The following is a 17,961-nucleotide window of genomic DNA, read 5'->3' as shown; positions in this document are numbered from 1 at the left end:
TATACTAAGGAGATATGGATTCGACAGTACTTGCAGTCCGCGCCATCACCGCCGTCTATGGCCGTCAGCTTCTCTGGCCCGCGCTCGTAGTGTGGTTGGCGATCTTCGCAATCATCTTTGGTCTATCCTGGTGGTTGGCGATCGCCGTCGATCAACTCTGGTGGCTCCTAGCGGTACTTCTGGCACCGCTATTCCTCGTAGGGATAGGTATTTGGTCGCTTTGTTTTGTAATCATCTCGCGTCTCCACCCTAAACTCGACAAGAAACAGCGGCGTCTGACAAAAGATATCGTAGCAGGTGTTACAACACTGGCCGTAGAGCTTGGCACCCCGAAATTTATGATACTAGCCCATATCGTAAAAGATGTGATGTTTGGCAGCTCACTACGCGGCTCATATATTGGTAGCATGGCATCAGAGTCCGCCGACACCAAGCGCAAATTTGACGAGCTACGCAAGTCATTTTAAACGCAACGGAAAGAGGCCTGTTCTTGACATTTTATGACTTTCATGTATAATATAATTATTATGACGCGTCAGAACGAAGGATTCAATAATTTCGACGACATCTCTCCGAATAATCCCGAGTGGAACCATGCACGGAGCATACGGATACCCGATTTCATCCTACGCCAACGTCCTCATCCCAACAAACACGTGCCTACTCAGGGTCACATTACCCCTCCCACATCTCACGTACAGAACCAAGAGATTGTCAGCTCTCCTCGTTTTGATCAACCCGTTGAATCACTAGATCTCAGTAATTTGCGTGAGCACTATGCTATCCACACAAAACTATTTGGCACAACCGAGCAATCACTACGTAAACACTCCTCGGACGACTATATATTCATGGACGCGGAAAATAACGCGGCCGGTGTATTCGATGGCGTAGGCAGTGCTGTTAAGGCAGACGAAGCAGCGTATGCGGCAGGCGCTGCAGCCAAAAAGGCTCTTGCGCGTGACCATGTATTAACCGAGAAGCGTGCTGCCAACCTCATGCGAGATGCGTTGTTTGCTGCCCATGAGGTAGTATGTGATATGGATGCAACCGTACCTGCAGGAAGGGAAGCTCCCGCAACCACAGGGACAATCGCACAAGTGTTTCGCAACTTCGACGGTGACCAATATGTAGCCGTAGCTTCTGTGGGAGATAGCCGCGCATATATACATAGCCCATCGCACGACTATTTTTCTTGTATCACGACAGATCAGACGCCAAGCAGATTACCCCAAGATGCCTTACGGGCTCGCCAAAGCAGATTAGACCATGTGGAGCGTAGAGACGACTATGACACACTCAGTCCCGAAGACAAGCGCGCATGGCAGACGCGGAATATAATCGGTAGCGCGCTCGGTAGCGAACGCGTCATCCCACAGATCATTTTGCATAAAGTATCGCCTGGCGATCGTATTGTCTTAACTACGGATGGTGTTCACGATAACCTATCCGCGCAGCAAATGCGACAATACATAGGTGGAAGTGATGCTGCAGCTATTCCAAAATCACTTATCATGAGCGCTCAAGACATGGAAGACAGTTTCCGTGGCAAACCAGATGACATGTCGTGTGTGGTGATAGAGGTACAATAACAAGTTACTAAGACGAACAGTCAGCTATACATACCGCCAAAAAAGACCCGAGAGGGTCTTTTTTGGCGGGCTTATACGGATGCGTACAAACTAGGGAATAGATATTGCTCGTACAAATAAGGAAAAAATCTAAGGAGTGCCGACTACCCCCTCCATCTACCCATTTACGGGGTGGAGGGGGTAGTCTAGTTGCGCACCTTACACACTACGGGTTAGTGGTGACCTCGAATCCTGCACCGGCCACCGATCCGTTCTGGCCCGAAGCCAAATCCCGCGTACACAGGTCCGCGAGAATATTCGCGGATGAAGTGTACGTGTATGGAGGGTATCCAATTACACGTGCCTTCGTGATACCGACCCATCTACCTTGCGTCTGGAAACCGTTGGACGCAGATGGATACTGCGCACTAGCATCCTTGATGACGGCAGGTCCACCGCTGTCGCCGGCCAGATGGGATGCACCGGCTTGATAGATGCCGACCGTACCGGTGAACGAGTTGTTCGTGATACGACCATACTGGACACCGTTTGGATAACTCGATGTGACCAGCTGGTGGTTCGTGAGAACGCCCGTGCCCAGCACCTTCTCACGCGGCTGCGCCGGCGCAGTTGCATACGGAGAATCAATCGTCCCCGATGGCAGCTCATGAATGCCGGTCATTTTGATGTGCGGGCCTTGCGACGAAAGTTGCACGCCATCGACAAACTCGATGATGGCGTAATCCCTGCCGGGATGACCTGCAGGGGAGCCTTCCGCGCCCTTGTACCACCGTAGGTAGCCAATTGGGTCGTTGCCCCGCTCGTTTCCACCCTCTCTCCAGTTCAGATTGTTCCTATCGAAGACCGGCTGAATGTCCTCGGCGATATTGGTGTTCGCGTATGGACCGTCGGCAAAGCAATGACCGGCGGTTATGCCGATCTCGCGCCCATACTTGTCGGTACCAACTGCTCCAATCGTGCAGTAGGTATCAGGAAGAGTGTCATTGGGGAGCCACTGGGTTGCATTGTGGATCCTGACCGTTCCCGGAAGCTCCTGAGCCGAAGCTGTCGCCCCTCCGATGCCCGTAGCGACAATCATTGTGGCTGTTGCGAGTACTGCGAGTTTCGTGCGTCTGGTTTTCACTTTCGTGTTTCTCCAGTCCTGGAGTAAGGTGCATGCGATTTTACGCACAGAGTCAGCATATTGCAAATATATAACAGAGTTAAGCGTAAAAAGTAAAGACTGAGGTATATGCATGTTCACCCTCAAGATAAGCTCACAAGTGAGACGTAGAATTTTGCGTTCATGCAAATACCCACAAGATTGACGAAAACCGCCACAAATGTCGCAGCAAAAGCAATAGCTTTCGTTGCATAGTAACGGATTGAGCCAGAAAATTTGAAACTTTGATTAATAATTGCCGCATGCAGCTCCCTAGAAAGCCCATAGAAGTAAAAAAGTCAGGTCGTGATGACTCTGACTTTCTTACTTGGCGGAGGAGGGGAGATTCGAACTCCCGCTTCAGGTCTCCCCGAACTAACGATTTAGCAAACCGTCCCCTTCAGCCACTTGGGTACTCCTCCTTGGAGCTGGGCTATGCTTGAATGATAGCCTATCCCGATACGCATACTTCTGCACTTAGCTGAAGCGGACGGTTTCCGTCTCATTCTTTGCGTTTCGCTCTGGCAGCTACTTGGATACTGCCTCGGACAAGCTTCGCTCTCACGTAGCTCCTGCATAATACGCATACTTCTGCACTTAGCTGAAGCGGACGGTTTCCGTCTCATTCTTTGCGTTTCACGCAGCAGCCACTTGGGTCGTTTTGCTCCTAGCTGACTTGGACAATTGTAGCATACCTACCCCTGATAGACAAACGTATTGTTGTTTGGTATAGTGAAGCCATAGTAAAAGGGGATAGATAATGAAGCGAACACTACAGTTTCTGGCGATAAGCATAGTCACAAGCACGCTTTTGCTCGGCGTGAGCGCATATGCCGAAAGTGTTCCGGCTGGTGGCGTATCCGCTGGTGCGGCAGCAGCCAAAGGAGACGACCAGCCTTCGGTGTTGTTTGGCGATGGTGGTATCTTCGCTCAAGTAACTAACGTGATGCTGTTCATTATTGGTGCGATCAGTGTAATCATGATCATTATCGGTGGCCTACGTTATGTGTTGTCGGGTGGCGATTCAGCCAACGTGAGTGCTGCTAAAAACACCATCCTCTACGCAATCGTGGGTATTATCGTAGCGCTACTGGCGTACGCCGCCGTTAGCTTCATCACTGGTACATTCGCGAGTGGCGGGTCGTTTACAGGCGGAGGTAGCGGGGGCGGAGCGACAAACTTCTAGAGCAAGCTACTGTTTAGTAAAACACCCACTCGGGTGTTTTACTATTAGGGCTAGGTAATTAGCCAAGACCTCTTTTACTCGCTCATTGCACCAAAAGCAAACTTTCACACAACTGCTCTTCGCTGCACCAAACTCGGAGAAATAGAAAATCTGCGACCAAATGGTCACAGATTTTCTATGGCGGAGAGGGCGAGATTCGAACTCGCGGTGAGTTGCCCCACGCTTGTTTTCAAGACAAGTACCTTAAACCACTCGGTCACCTCTCCGAATTGCGTGCTTTGTTAGAGGTGCACTCTACAAATTACTCTCGCTACTATAGCATAGCGTCTCTGTTATTTCCAGGGTTGTTGCAAGAGCGCTATCGCCACAAGCTTCTCAGCACCAGCCTCGCGCAATCTACCGACTGCTGCGAGCATAGATGCGCCAGTAGTGACAATGTCATCGCATACAGCATAACATGTGTCGCTGTCGAGGTAATCTACACGCAATTTATATGCCGACTGCGCTTGTCGCTTGCGCTCGGCACGACTTGCGCCCACCTGAGAGTAGTTATGACAGCGGACCAGTAGGGAGGAATGTCCAAGATTACGGCGCGCCGCAAAATATCGCGTAATATCGTACGTATGATCAAAGCCGCGCTTGCGGATATGTGCCGTTGAAGTAGGGACAGGGACGACATGTGTATTAGTAGGCAAATATGGCACATATTCATCGAAGACCCGCGCAATGATATGAGATGCTTCGCGCTTATAGCCAAATTTATAGTCGTCGAGTAGACATGCCAACACATCGCGACGTTCGGCCAGCACGCACTGCTGCACACCTGCCAGCTCCGGGCAAGACATACACTGTTGTAAGACGAGTAGTCTATGACATTTGAAGCAGGTCTGGCGAGCACTTAAATCGATGTCGTAAAAACAACTTTCGCAAATTTGCGCACCAATCTGACCACAAGACAAACAGTAGTGGGGTGCAAGTCGTGAAAATAGTGAATCTAGCATTGTACTTTTTACGTCTATAGTAGTGTCGCTATTGATTATAACCTTGCCTTTGTTATACTAAAAGGGACTATCTGTCGATAGAGCCTAGAGAAAAGTGGAGGATATCATGGCCCGTAAAAAAGACGACGATTTACTAATCGAAGACGAACTGGCGGCTGCATTTCTGAACGACGACGATCTGACCCAAACACCTCAGGACGACTACGTTCAACCAGCAGCCCAACCAGCACCACTCGACGAACCCGAGGAAGATGACTTCCCAGGGCAACTCGCCGTGGATGTATATGAAACAAATGACGAGCTTGTTATCAAAGCCCGTACCGCAGGTGTCAACAAAGACGACCTCGATGTCAGTATTAGTGAGGGTATTCTGACAATTAGCGGTACACTGAGCAGCGGTGACGAATCTGAGGCCAACAACTGGCATATTCAGGAATGCTACTGGGGTGAGTTTAGCCGTACACTAGCATTACCCCTGGCTGTCAAAGAAGACGAGGCCAAGGCTGCGCTCAAAGACGGTGTACTAACTATCAGTTTCCCGAAAGTAGTACAAGAGCAGGCAAAGAAGATTCAGATTATGTAATCTGGCTCCCAACCCATAAGAATACTCCCCAGATAGGGGAGTATTTTTATGGCCGAGAAACGGAGAGACTATTGCTCTGACGAGAACTGACCAGTCACGAATGAGACGGCTGCAAACGATAGGATTGCGACGACAAGTCCGATAATCGCATAGAGAATCGTGTTCTTAGCAGAAGTAACTGCACCCTGATCACCGTTTGAAATAGTATAGCGAATACCACCAATGATCAGCATAATCACACTGACCGCACCGATCAAGAACAATAGTACGTTGGTGACAGTGGTGAAGATACCTTGATCGCCAAACAGTTCTGTCGGTTGATCCTTACCTTGTGCACAGTTAACACCTGCCGAGATACTAAGATTATCACCGCCTTGGGTGTTACAATCTGCTGCATGCGCAGCTGGAGCCAACATGAACAAACCGGCAAGTGCGAAACTCAGTGTCGCAAACACCACCGCCATATAGTACTGCGCCTGCGTCGCGAGAGATTTTACTTGTTGTTTCATTTGATTTTGTTCCTTTCTTTCTTTGTATGTTTATAGCATATGAGACACCAGTTGTAAACTTCTGTACTCACTACACAAAGGTTTTAACAACCCAGCTCACAATTGCATACGCCATGATTGCGACAACAAGTCCGACAATAGCATACAAAATAGTGTCCTTGGCTGCTTTTGTCTGGCTTGCGTCTCCGTTAGATGTAGTGTAGCGAATACCACCGATGATGATCATAATCACGGCCACAAGACCAATAAGGAACAGTAGGATATTTGTTACTGTCGTAACCCCCTGCTGAAATGTAACCCCGCTTGTCTGGCCGGTAGAATTCGCGCCACTCCCAATCTCACTCGCTGCACTCGCAAAGGCATTGCTAGTGTAGGCCGTTGCAACTGCAAATGCAGCAGTAAGTACACCTGTCGCACTTTTTAGTTTATGTGTGTATTTTGTCTTCATGAGTCGCATTATACGCTAAAAACGTCCAACTACAAAGTTTACTATCGCCCCGGCCATGATTGCCACGATGAGCCCAATAACAGCATAGAGGATAGTATCCTTAGCCTGCTTAATATGACTCGCATCGCCGTTGGCGGTTGCATAGCGAATACCGCCAATGATGATAGCAATTACGGCAATAACACCAAGTACATACAGCATCATGTTGATGATGTTTTGCATAGTTTTGCTGAAGTCGTCCGAACCACTTGCACTACAAACCGCACCACTACCACCGTTACTACATGCACCCCACGCATTTAACGCGTCCGCATGGCTTGCGAAGAGGAGCGTACCTCCTGCAAGACCGACGACTACTGCAATTGTAAGAAAAATCTGCTTCATTATTCGTTCCTTCGTTTATTTAATCCGTTCACCCGGCTGCTCGTCCGATAACAAACTGCGTAATTGTAAATGCCATAATAATCACAATTATACCAATTACGGAGTAGAGGATAGCATTTTTGGCACGCTGGATATTGCCAGCATCACCATTTGAAGTTGCATAGTAGATGCCAGCTACTATGATCACTAGTACTGCTACAATACCAGCGATAGAATAAACCGTATTAAGAAGGCTATTCCACGCGGTGGTAGAATCGGCAACCTGCATACCACTAAGTCCGACATCCGCCCCACTGATGAGACCTGCAAAAATACTATACATCGACATATTTATAACCTGCTAAACACTATATTTACTATTCCAACGGATAGGATAGACACAAGGAGTCCTATCACTGCATTCTGTATCGTCTTACGAGCACTTGTCATACCATCTGGCGAGCCGCTGCTCGTAATATATTTGAATCCACCTACAATTATAAATATTGCACTTGCGTATCCGACTAACTGAATAATCACTTCTGCTATATTGGCAGCGATAATCGATACGAGTCGTTCGGGGGGGATGTCTTCCATTTTGAGCGAGCAGGTACCTGTGTCCGTAGGAATTCCTCGCCACCATGTAGGAAAGGTAAGGAAGCGCGAATTGAAATTACAAGTACCGACAGCGTTGGCCGATGGAGCAGCGACGAAAAATGCCCCCAAAAGCACAGGTATCAACAGTAGAGATCTCAGTAAAGTAGGCTTTTTCATATTATAGAACTCCTCCAGGGACAATAAAGTTTAAGAATACGGTCATAAAAGCAAATGCAACCAAGCCAATGATAACGTTACGAATTATAGAGATAGCTTCGTTAATTTGGCCTGCATTATCTTGGGCGGTTGCATACTGAATCGCGCCCCAGCCTATGCCCGCAACCGCAACGACTCCCACGCCAATGGCAAGTACGCGGACAACGAGTTTCAATATACCTAAAATACCAGAGTTTTGCACATCATTGCCGCCGGACTCGGTACAGCTAATGATGGCGGTCTTCACGCCGCCACACTCTTTGGCTCCACTACAGGTGACACCGTTGACAGTTCCCGATGAACCCTGAGGACATGAGCTCGAGGCGTAAGTAGTATCCCCAAACACACCAAATGCAGCAATCATCATACTCATACTGATGATGCCAAATCCTACTACGTGTACTATTTGTTTTATTTTCGTTTTCATAACTACTTATCAATAAAATATACCATTTACGAGCACTTGGCAAGCCACCAGAGATACATATATGAGAAAGATATTGCTTTTTGCATAAGCATATTCTACTATTATCAGTAGCGACTGTACATGACTTGTAACAAACACTAGAGGGTGATGAAAAGGGTAGATATTAAAACTAGCAGGAAAACATTCACTCATCTCATCGTGAGTGCCTTTTTGGGTCTGTTTACTACAGTATTCATTTCGACACTGACAGCGGGTCCAGCGCACGCCCTTGACTGTGGTGAAGCTAGCGGAAACTATGTTACCGGTTACAATGGCTATAAATGGGATGGTTGTCCCGGTAATGCAAACTGGGATGGAGATCACCTCAACTATGGTGGTGAAACATTTAATAAGAGTGGAACACCAAACGGAGCAGTAAAAGGTCTTGGATGGGAACACTACTATGACAATGATGTCACTGCCGGTTGCTCGGACTATATAGCCTTCAATGGATCACCAGAAACAGCCACGAAGGCTACTGTTATACCTACGCATTTTGGAAATGGTTACGGAGGCGGTTGTGCACTCTATAACTCGGCAAAAAAGGAAATCACCCTCAATAATGGCAAAGGTAAGAATAATCAAGGTTCTCCTAGTGGCACTGGGGCTAATAATGAAGATATCACCAAAGAAAATCTAGAAGAAAACGTCGACGAAATATGTAAAAGCGTCGATCCAGATAATGCCCAGGCGTGTCGAGATAAGATATCTAACGCATTTGACGAGTGCGCGAAGACACCAGCCAACAAAGAGTCAGAAGACAAAATGCTCACATGTATAGCAGGAAAAACTGGTTACCCAAAAGATAAGCTCTCCGGGTTGTTCAACCCCCCCGACGATGCCCAGGTCGCCTGTAAAATCCAAGACGGTATTGGTTGGATTATATGTCCTGCTTCGAGTTTTCTTGCCAAACTAACCGATGGGGTATTCAACTTCTTAGAGGGTTTTTTGCGCTATGATTCATTGGCAAATCAACAGAGTCAAGATTCGCTAAAAACCCAGTGGTCTAACATGCGTAACCTCGCAAACGTGGCATTTATCGGTGCGTTTCTAGTTGTCATCTATTCACAAATCACGGGAGCCGGACTCAACACATACAGCATCAAGCGACTACTGCCGCGTATCATTATCGCCGCGATTCTTGTCAATATATCTTTCTGGGTCTGTATTGTTGCGGTAGACCTCTCTAATATTATTGGCGCAAACCTCAAGGAACTCATAGTCTCCACAGGACAAACTGGTGCAGGAGCCCAAACGCCAAGTACGTTTGAGACCGTTATGGCCGGAGTGCTTGGCGGTACTGTCGTGGTGGCAGGTATCGCGGCGTCTGGTGCATTACTTGGCACACTATCATTTCTACTGCCAGTCATGCTCTCGGCACTTTTTGCTGCACTCACAGTCATCTTGATCCTCGTAGCCAGACAAGCGATAATCACTATACTGGTAGTCATCTCTCCGCTTGCATTTGTAGCCTATCTTTTGCCGAACACTTCTAAGTGGTTTGATCGCTGGAAAGATACCTTCATTTCCATGCTGCTGCTATACCCCTTTGTAGCCCTAGTGTTTGGTGGTGCCCAGTTTGCGGCCGGTGTAGTGCTACTTGGTGATACCGGTGTACTCACGCAGATATTCTCGCTAGGACTCATGGCAATTCCACTCTTTATCATCCCGGCAATACTCAAAAGCACCGGAGGTATGCTTGGTAAAATCGGTGCTATCTCAAACGACAAGACCAAAGGCCTACTCGATCGCGCAAACAACAAGGGCCAACAAATGCTCAAACGCCGCCAAATGCGCAACGCAGCCGGCCTCTATGCAGACAAGGTGAATCCACCGACTGGTGCATGGGGCAAGGCAAAGCATATTGGACGAAGGGTTGGATCAGGCTCGTTTGTGCGTGACCTCAATAGTAAAGAAAAAGACGCAAGAGCAGAACAAGCGCTCAAATACAGCCAGGGTGAGTTTAATCGCGACAGGCTAATGAGCGGTGCGAATACAGGAAATGCTCGACTTGATGCAGTACTTCAAGGGCAAGCCGTAGCTGGGGCACACAAAGCAGAGGACGATGTACTAAAAGGTTTGTCATATGTCATGGCAGAAAAGACTGCCGAAGATCTTGCGAAGATACTCGATGATAAAAATACTAGTGCAGAGGAACAAGCAGCAGCCTTGGCGCAATTGATTAAAATAGGCGATGTAGCAGACAAGACCAACCAAGACGGCACAACCACCCCTGGGTATGGCAAATATATCAATAAAACTCAAGAAGAGGCCAAAGGCCATGCAAACGTCATTACTCGTGCAACCGCCGGGGCTCTTTCTGGAAGCGCATACCTCGGAGCAGCCAATAAGGCAGCTATCTCTAACGGTCAAATGATCAATCCTGAGCAAAACGTTTCAAGCTTTAATGACATGGTCTCACAACAGCTTGCTGGCGGTAGGCTTTCGGCCAATGGTCTTGCAGGTGCTGGGGCAGACGAGATAGCACATATTAAAGATCTGGCCAAAAACAATCAGGCTATTCAGCAACAAGTTACGGGTGCAGCAAAAAACCTTCAAGGAAGCCAAGCCTACACTGGTGTTGGTAAATCCAAAGGCTCTATCGACAACTTTGCAAAGGGCAATTTTTAACGGGATCAGCTCGTGAATAAGATATTCTACCTCTTGGCGACAGCAGTAGCGGCAAGTATACTACTGTGCGTTACAACTTCACAGCAAGTTCATGCCTCGAAGCTAAACTGTGGCTCTGAGACCACAAGTAATACTCTCTCAACTGGCTACAACTTTGATGGTTGCCCTACAAACGCAAACTGGGACGGCGACCACCTCAACTACAACGGCATGTCTTTTACCTCGAGTGGCACGCCGAACGGAGCTGTTAAAAACCTATCCGGCTTCGACCATTGGTATACAGATAATGACTATACTGGGTGCGATGATTATATTGGCTTCAAAGGAAACGTCAACGAAGCAGGCGAAGCCGTACTCATACCAACTCGCAACAATGGTGTTGGATGTTATCGGTTTGGTAGCGGAGATGGTGCACGCCTCAACATCACCATCAATAACGGTAACGCGAAAGATGGTAAAGGTAAGCAGCGTACGGCCCTAAACAACAGGCGCGAAGGGCTTAATAACGGCGCTGAAACCGTCTGTCAGCAAGTTTCACCAACGGATCTAGCCGGCTGCAAAAAGAAGCTCAACAAGGCATTTGACGATTGCTATAACGAGCTCGGTGGTGCCGGCCGAATTTCTAAAACCGTCTCCGAGGCTGACCTATATAAATGCATGTCGCAAAAAACCGGCTATCCAGCTGAGGCACTCCAGGGTGTATTTCAATCAAAACCCAAAAATGGGAAAAAGGACGTATGTGTTGTCGGAGGAATCGGCTGGCTGATCTGCCCAGCCATGGCATTCACCGCCAAAATAGCCGATGGCCTATACTATAATTTTCTACAACCACTACTTCGCTACGACAGTCTCTCTAATCCTACAAATCGTGCTCAACTGCAGAAATCTTGGTCACGATTTTTGCTGCTCGCAAACGTAATGTTTGTGATCGTATTTCTTTTTATCATTTGGTCGCAGGTAACAGGACAGGGGATCAGTAACTACGGTATCAAGAAACTACTCCCTCGCATGATTGTAGCTGCAGTTCTCGTCAATACATCATTCTGGATCTGTATGCTAGCTGTTGATATATCCAATATCGCTGGCTACTCCATGAAAGAATTGTTCGAGGGTATGCAACAGCCGCAAGGCAATAACTCGACATTTGAAACAGTAACCTCTCGTGTACTAGCTGGTACGCTTGTTATTGGTGCAGCATCCACTGCAGTTATAGCGGTGGGTGGATCTGTCATAGGAGGTAGTATGTTTGCACTCCTAGGTTTTCTCGCTCCTGTTATCATTAGTGCCATAGTTGCTGTTGCGACAGTTGTGATTATTCTCATCGCTAGACAAGCGTTTATCACGATTCTCATCGTTTTATCGCCAATAATTTTCGTAATGTTCCTGCTGCCCAATACCAAAAAATGGTTCGATCGCTGGATGGGGTTGTTTGTAAAACTACTTGTTATGTTCCCCGTTATATCACTTCTTTTTGGAGCCTCAAAACTTGCTTCAAACGTACTTCTTTCTGCAAGTCCCGGGGCACTTATGCAGGTATTCGCGCTTGGCGTCCAGACGGCACCGTTATTCATGACGTACTTTTTACTAAAATCAAGCGGAAAACTTGCCAAATTTGCCGGTGGATTGTCGTCTCGAGCGAAAGGTGTGGGCAAAAAACTCTCAGATCGAGCGACAGGATTCACAAACCGCAAACAAAAAGAAGCTACCGCACGTGCCTACAGTGGTAAATTCGGGCAAATCGTGACACCGAAAGAGGGGGACGGAGGAGTCAAGCGACGAGCGCGCAGTGTGGCGGGCTCCGCATTGGGTGGACGCTACCATCGGCAAATGATGAACGAGCAGAAAGATACTGAATCCCAAAACGCACTCAATTATGCACAGCGAAACTATACCAATCAACAATTCAAAGATCCAAAGTATGCCAAAAAGATGGCGGGGGGTAACGATAATCTTGCGGCCGCAATGAGGGGGCAAGCAGAACTCGAACTCGCAAATGAGCAAGACTCTCTGGTGTCCGCCCATGGCCTTTCACTCCAGCATGCCGACTATAGCGAGCTCGAGCGCGTACTTGATGACCGTGCCAACCAAACACCGGAAATGGTCGCTGCCGCGTTCAAAGAATACGTAGCTAGGCATCAGGTCGGAAGTTTTGATGACGAGAGTGGCCAAGCACACCATGGCTATGCACACTATGTCGATGAACTGACCAGAGATAAAGGTGCCCCGCAGGTTATACTTCGTACAGTCACAACAGCAGTCAACGAACATGCCGGCGCAGTAATGACAGCGCGCGATATCCAAGAGTATGCATCTGGACAAGGTAGTAATGCGTCATTCACAGAGCGAGTGCGCGAGAACCTTGCCAACAACGCCATGTCGCAAGAGGGCATGGCGACAGCAGACAAGCATATACTTGAATATGCCATGAACGCGGCAGATGGAGCAGGTACACGCAACATGATAGAGACAGCAAAAGCACTTCGTGGTAATCCGACCACTCTCGCAAAATCAAATAATCAAGAGCTTATCAAGCAGATTTCAAATCCATTCGCATAACCATAAGCATTGTACAATACACAGCGTAATATTGACATATATATAAAATTGTGATAGAATCACGAGTACATGACCCCTTCGTCCCCAATAGAAAGGAAGGTGATTGTCATGTTCGCACCACACAAGCAAAGGTCCAAGGGGATCATCCTGACGGCAATCGCTTTCCTCTCGGGGATTGCAATGTTCCTGACAGGGTGCTCTTCAAACGACAGCGGCGAAAGTGCCGGCAACGGCGCCAAGGTCGCAGCCCAACAGGCCAACGTGAAGGTTTCGAGCAACCTGCCCGACTCCAACACCTGCCCAGCCAATTTCACCGAGCTGTACAATACGTACGGCATCGATGAAGTCGACAATCCACGTACGATCGTCGAAAGTGACATCGTTCAGTCCTATGTCGACTACGCAGACGGTGTGGGATGCAGCGTACTCGGCGACCCGGAGACCCAGGCCATCGCAGAAGCTGCAGTCTCTGCAATCTGCGGAGGCGCGTCAAATACCGACGTGGCTCAGGCCGGTGCGGTGATGCAGCTCGAAGCCATGAATCGCTTTCTCTACGGAAAGGGTTTCGGCGCTATCGAATGCTCTCGCCTGCCGGGCACCGTCACTGTCGATTCCGACATGCTCAACCTCAGCGGGCGTTACAACCCGCAGTGAGCAACCGCTTGGTGGTTGATTGTTAAAATGATTTCATTTTGACGATCACACCCCGTCGGCTAGAGTAATATCTAGTCCGGCGGGGTGGCCATCAGCACAGATATCCAGTATACGTACCTCTTCACAATTTGTGAAGTTTTTTTGTGTCGCGAAGCATGAGCATATGCGATATACTAGGGCTATATGGCAGTGTACAAGGTACCCCAGGATGTTGAGGCGGACGATAAGCTCCTTGGGCCGTTTAGTTTCCGCCAGTTTATCTATCTCATCATTGTCGCAATGGCGATCGGAGTCGGGTATGTATTGTCACAGATTTTTGTCGGTCTGGTGGTAATAGTTCTACCGGTGATTGTTTTTTTTGGGGCGCTTGCGTTGCCGCTCAAAAAAGACCAACCGATGGAGGCATATCTAGGGGCGCTGATCTCTTTTTATTTTCTAAAACCTCGCAAACGCTTTTGGCAACCGGATGGTCTCGATTCTCTGATCGAGATCACTGCACCCAAGACTCTTGAGCCAGAACTCACCAAAGACATATCTCAAGATGAAGCTAAGCGGCGACTCGGCTATCTTACAGATATAGTAGAGTCTGAAGGCTGGGCGGTACGTGGAGTCGGCGTACAGCAACAAGGTATCGCGTCGATGAACGAAGCTTCTTACAACGAGGCTATCTCAACCGAGGATATTTTAGATGACACTACTGTTGAAGCCCAAAAAATCGACCAAATACTTGATACTAGGGATGAAGAGGGTATGGAGCAGGTACGAACCAACTTCCAGCAGCAAATGGCCGCACCCCCACCAGAGACAGTTCCTCAGTTACAATACAATCCTTATCCGCCCATTCATCAGACCGTGGTACAGCCCGCTTCCACTACCACTCAAACGCCAGACACATCCTCGACTCAAAGCACTAGCACTAACACCCCATCTCCTGATATAATCAAGCTCATAGATAATAGTGATGAACTCACGGTGGACACGGTAGGCAAGCTTGCTCATCGCATAGAAGAGAAGCATGGCCTACCGGACGAGGAAGTGGAGATATCACTACACTAAACAAACAATACCTTGAGGAGGGTAGGGAGTGCAGCCACAAAATCAGCAGTATCCTGTAGGACCGGATTCACCAGGTTACCCTGGTGCACAACCCGGTCAACCCGGCTACCCCCAGCAAATGCCGGGCGTGCAGCAACAGGTGCCAGCGTATAGCCAACCCGTACCTGCTGCTACGCCACAATATTACCCACAGCAACCTGGCGTAGCGCAACAGCCAAGCCCAGTAGTTCCCGGCTACCCCCAGCAAATGCCGGGCGTGCAGCAACAGGTGCCAGCGTATAGCCAGCCCGTACCTGCACCTACGCCTGTCGCCGCACCAACGATCATACCCGATGCCGCAGTAGCGCCGGCAAGTGGCAAACAACAGTCTCAAACACCCGCTCCGAGGCCTAAAAATACTACCCAAAATACTCTCCTTTTCTCTGAAATTCGCGACAACATGGTTATCATGGCCGATGGTAGTTTTCGTGCGGTGATCGCTTGTAAGTCTATCAACTTCGACCTCATGAGTTCCCGTGAACGCGAAGGGGTAGAATTTAGCTACCAGAACTTCATCAATTCACTGACACATCCAGTCCAGATTCTCATTCGCTCACAGCGTGTTGATATTGGCCCTTATCTAGACCGACTAGTAAAGATTCGTAAAACACAGGACAATATGCTCCTTGGTGTACTTATGGATGACTACATAGAGTTTATCGAGATTCTCTCGGAAGAAGCGAATATCATGGACAAGAGCTTTTATGTAGTCGTGCCGTTTTCGCCAACAGGTGATTTGAGTAATATCAAAGACGCAGGTAAGGGTTTCTTCGCCAAGATGTTCGGCCCAAGCGGCGGTGGCACACCAAATGTTACCAAGATCGATAAAATTACGTACGAAAAGGCTCGTGATGAGATCAAAAACCGCGTGGATTCCGTGACAAGCGGCCTGTTCCAAATGGGTGTCCATTGTACGCAGCTCACCACCAAGGAACTCGGTGAGTTATACTACAACTATTACAACCCGGACACTGCGGTACGTGAACCTCTTGGTAATTTCCAGAATAATACCTTTACGTATGTTCGCAAGGGGCAAGGAGAGGCACCACGGCCGAGTATGGGAGAGGGGATCGTCTAATGGCAAAGAAAAAAGACGCAGTTGATATAGCTGCCGAACAACGTGCGCGCGAGCAAGCTGAGGTCGAGCAGGCGTTTCTCAAAGGCGTCAATACACTGCGCGATCTCATTGCACCAAGCAGTCTGGAGTTCCACGCCGACCACTTCCGTCTTGGTACCAAATACGGCCGCACACTCTATATATATGGATATCCCCGCCAGATCTACACCGGTTGGCTCAGTAGCATCATCAACATGGATGAAGTGCTCGATGTTAGTATGTTCCTCTATCCAGTTGATACGCAGATCGTCATGCAAAACCTGCGCAAAAAAGTAACTCAACTTGAAGCGAGCATGTCTATCAACCAAGAAAAGGGCAAGACGCGAGACCCTGGCCTCGAAGCAGCTCTGCAAGATGCTGAAGAACTACGTGATGAACTCCAAGTGGGAAGTGAGAAATTTTTCCGTTACGGCCTCTATATAACTCTCTATGCCAACAGTATGGATGATCTCACTTTTGTACAGAACAAGGTAGAAACACTTTTTGGTCAGCAATTGGTGTTTAGTAAAGTAGCAAGTAGTCAGCAGGAGCAGGGGCTCAACAGTACCGTTCCGCAGCTCATGGACCAGCTACAAATTCGCCGAAATATGAATACAGGTGCGATCTCAACGTCATTCCCGTTCACTTCGGCCGACCTCACGCAGGAAAAAGGCATTCTCTACGGTATCAACATGCATAACAACGGCCTTGTGATTTTTGACCGTTTTACACTCGAAAATGCAAACATGGTAGTCTTCGCAAAGTCTGGTGCTGGTAAGTCATTCACCGTCAAACTTGAAGCTGTTCGCTCCATGATGACAGGCGCGGATGTACTTATTATAGACCCAGAGAATGAGTACCAACGCCTTAGTGATGCAGTGGGTGGTAGCTATATTCGTCTCAGTCTCAATTCTGACGTACGCATCAATCCATTCGACTTACCGAAAGTAATCGACACCGACGAGGCTGATGATGCACTGCGAGCCAACTTAGTAACACTTCATGGTCTTCTGCGCCTCATGCTTGGTGGAGCCACCGCTACAAATACCAATGTCACCCTCAGCCCTGAAGAAGAGGCTGATCTAGATCAAGCATTAATCGACACTTATGCGCGCTTAGGCATCACAAGCGATCCACTTACACACAACAGCATGCCGCCAACCATGGCTGATCTCTACGATACACTACTCCACATGGGGGGTTCTGGTCCAAAACTTGCGCAGCGCCTACGCAAATATACCTCTGGTACCTTTGCAGGTATCTTCAGTCAGCAAAGCAATATAGAGATCAACAATGCGATGGTAGTGTTTAATATTCGCGACTTGGAAGATGAGCTACGTCCGGTGGCAATGTATATCGTCCTGAGCCATATCTGGAATATCACCAGGTCGCAACGCAAAAAACGCATGTTAATCGTGGACGAGGCGTGGCAGCTCATGAAATACGAGGATTCCGCCAACTTCCTCTTTAGTCTTGCTAAACGTGCACGTAAATATTACCTTGGCATCACCACTATCACCCAGGACGTCGAAGACTTTATGGGCAGTAAGATGGGTCGTGCTATCGTGGCAAACTCATCTATGCAGCTGCTTCTCAAACAGTCAGCCAGTGCAGTGGATGTACTCAGTAACGTGTTCAAGCTCACCGAAGAGGAAATGAAGCGTCTCTCTAACTTCCCAGTGGGTCAAGGGCTCTTCTTTGCCGGCCAAAATCACGTTCATATTCAAGTTATCGCTAGCCAGACAGAAACACAGCTCGTCAGTACAAACCCCGTAGAACAGCTCAAGCAGCAGCAGCAACAACAGCAACCTGGTCAAACCCAATAAC

18 protein-coding genes and 2 tRNA genes are annotated in these 17,961 nt (G+C 48.3%); 10 read left to right on the top strand and 10 right to left on the bottom strand.

Translation table 11 applies throughout. The features are described from left to right. Window positions 1-14: 14 nt before the first annotated feature. Entirely contained in the window at window positions 15-467 is a 453-nt protein-coding gene (locus tag GII36_RS00155) for a hypothetical protein (RefSeq protein ID WP_260763492.1), read from the top strand. Between the two features lie 60 nt (window positions 468-527). Next, the gene (locus GII36_RS00150; RefSeq protein WP_260763491.1) at window positions 528-1,592 is read left to right on the top strand and encodes a PP2C family protein-serine/threonine phosphatase; all 1,065 of its coding nucleotides are present in this window, start codon (window positions 528-530) and stop codon (window positions 1,590-1,592) included. Window positions 1,593-1,797: 205 nt separating this feature from the next. On the opposite strand, the gene GII36_RS00145 is transcribed toward GII36_RS00150, so the two are convergent. Both GII36_RS00145 and GII36_RS00140 read right to left on the bottom strand, forming a co-directional pair. Further along, on the bottom strand, window positions 1,798-2,763 hold the full coding sequence (locus GII36_RS00145; RefSeq protein WP_260763488.1) for a trypsin-like serine protease: 966 nt from the start codon (window positions 2,761-2,763) through the stop codon (window positions 1,798-1,800). A 299-nt stretch (window positions 2,764-3,062) separates the two neighbouring features. Beyond that, window positions 3,063-3,155: transfer RNA gene (locus GII36_RS00140), tRNA-Ser, on the bottom strand. 338 nt (window positions 3,156-3,493) lie between these two features. Here GII36_RS00140 and GII36_RS00135 point away from each other — a divergent pair. Continuing rightward, window positions 3,494-3,919 (top strand): hypothetical protein, encoded by a 426-nt coding sequence (locus tag GII36_RS00135; protein WP_260763487.1) that lies wholly within the window; start codon window positions 3,494-3,496, stop codon window positions 3,917-3,919. A gap of 178 nt (window positions 3,920-4,097) precedes the next feature. Here GII36_RS00135 and GII36_RS00130 read toward each other — a convergent pair. Further along, window positions 4,098-4,185: transfer RNA gene (locus GII36_RS00130), tRNA-Ser, on the bottom strand. A 66-nt stretch (window positions 4,186-4,251) separates the two neighbouring features. Beyond that, window positions 4,252-4,764 (bottom strand): ComF family protein, encoded by a 513-nt coding sequence (locus tag GII36_RS00125; RefSeq protein ID WP_260763485.1) that lies wholly within the window; start codon window positions 4,762-4,764, stop codon window positions 4,252-4,254. A gap of 262 nt (window positions 4,765-5,026) precedes the next feature. Between GII36_RS00125 and GII36_RS00120 the strand changes: the two genes are divergently transcribed. Continuing rightward, window positions 5,027-5,503, top strand: a complete 477-nt coding sequence (locus tag GII36_RS00120; RefSeq protein WP_260763483.1) for an Hsp20/alpha crystallin family protein — start codon at window positions 5,027-5,029, stop codon at window positions 5,501-5,503. Window positions 5,504-5,571: 68 nt separating this feature from the next. Here the strand turns inward: GII36_RS00120 and GII36_RS00115 are convergent, their stop codons facing one another. The 6 genes from GII36_RS00115 to GII36_RS00090 form a co-directional block, all read right to left on the bottom strand. Then, on the bottom strand, window positions 5,572-6,012 hold the full coding sequence (locus GII36_RS00115; protein WP_260763482.1) for a pilin: 441 nt from the start codon (window positions 6,010-6,012) through the stop codon (window positions 5,572-5,574). 70 nt (window positions 6,013-6,082) lie between these two features. Then, complete coding sequence (locus GII36_RS00110; protein WP_260763479.1) at window positions 6,083-6,460, bottom strand: pilin; 378 nt, start codon at window positions 6,458-6,460, stop codon at window positions 6,083-6,085. Between the two features lie 15 nt (window positions 6,461-6,475). Then, window positions 6,476-6,844, bottom strand: coding sequence for an Mbov_0395 family pilin-like conjugal transfer protein (locus tag GII36_RS00105; RefSeq protein WP_260763477.1), 369 nt, complete (start codon window positions 6,842-6,844; stop codon window positions 6,476-6,478). A gap of 28 nt (window positions 6,845-6,872) precedes the next feature. Beyond that, window positions 6,873-7,166, bottom strand: coding sequence for an Mbov_0395 family pilin-like conjugal transfer protein (locus GII36_RS00100; RefSeq protein WP_260763475.1), 294 nt, complete (start codon window positions 7,164-7,166; stop codon window positions 6,873-6,875). An 8-nt stretch (window positions 7,167-7,174) separates the two neighbouring features. Next, window positions 7,175-7,597, bottom strand: coding sequence for a hypothetical protein (locus tag GII36_RS00095; protein ID WP_260763474.1), 423 nt, complete (start codon window positions 7,595-7,597; stop codon window positions 7,175-7,177). Window position 7,598: 1 nt separating this feature from the next. Then, window positions 7,599-8,063 (bottom strand): hypothetical protein, encoded by a 465-nt coding sequence (locus GII36_RS00090; protein ID WP_260763471.1) that lies wholly within the window; start codon window positions 8,061-8,063, stop codon window positions 7,599-7,601. Window positions 8,064-8,210: 147 nt separating this feature from the next. Here GII36_RS00090 and GII36_RS00085 point away from each other — a divergent pair, with 147 nt between their 5' ends. The 6 genes from GII36_RS00085 (at window position 8,211) to GII36_RS00060 (ending at window position 17,960) form a co-directional block, all read left to right on the top strand. Next, on the top strand, window positions 8,211-10,733 hold the full coding sequence (locus GII36_RS00085) for a TrbL/VirB6 family protein (protein WP_260763470.1): 2,523 nt from the start codon (window positions 8,211-8,213) through the stop codon (window positions 10,731-10,733). Window positions 10,734-10,745: 12 nt separating this feature from the next. Then, entirely contained in the window at window positions 10,746-13,289 is a 2,544-nt protein-coding gene (locus GII36_RS00080; protein WP_260763468.1) for a TrbL/VirB6 family protein, read from the top strand. A 261-nt stretch (window positions 13,290-13,550) separates the two neighbouring features. Beyond that, entirely contained in the window at window positions 13,551-13,943 is a 393-nt protein-coding gene (locus GII36_RS00075) for a hypothetical protein (RefSeq protein WP_260763466.1), read from the top strand. A gap of 183 nt (window positions 13,944-14,126) precedes the next feature. Further along, window positions 14,127-14,999, top strand: coding sequence for a PrgI family protein (locus GII36_RS00070; RefSeq protein ID WP_260763464.1), 873 nt, complete (start codon window positions 14,127-14,129; stop codon window positions 14,997-14,999). Between the two features lie 28 nt (window positions 15,000-15,027). Further along, the gene (locus GII36_RS00065) at window positions 15,028-16,116 is read left to right on the top strand and encodes a TraC-like domain-containing protein (protein ID WP_260763462.1); all 1,089 of its coding nucleotides are present in this window, start codon (window positions 15,028-15,030) and stop codon (window positions 16,114-16,116) included. Further along, a complete protein-coding gene (locus tag GII36_RS00060; protein ID WP_260763459.1) occupies window positions 16,116-17,960 on the top strand; it encodes a VirB4-like conjugal transfer ATPase, CD1110 family in 1,845 nt (614 codons plus the stop codon). The genes GII36_RS00065 and GII36_RS00060 overlap by 1 nt, the downstream gene beginning before the upstream one ends. Window position 17,961 lies beyond the last annotated feature (1 nt).

It is taken from the genome of Candidatus Mycosynbacter amalyticus (genome assembly GCF_025273655.1).
In the GTDB taxonomy this organism is placed as follows: Bacteria; Patescibacteriota; Saccharimonadia; order Saccharimonadales; family Saccharimonadaceae; genus Mycosynbacter; species Mycosynbacter amalyticus.
This window is presented reverse-complemented; position numbering and strand designations above follow the sequence as displayed.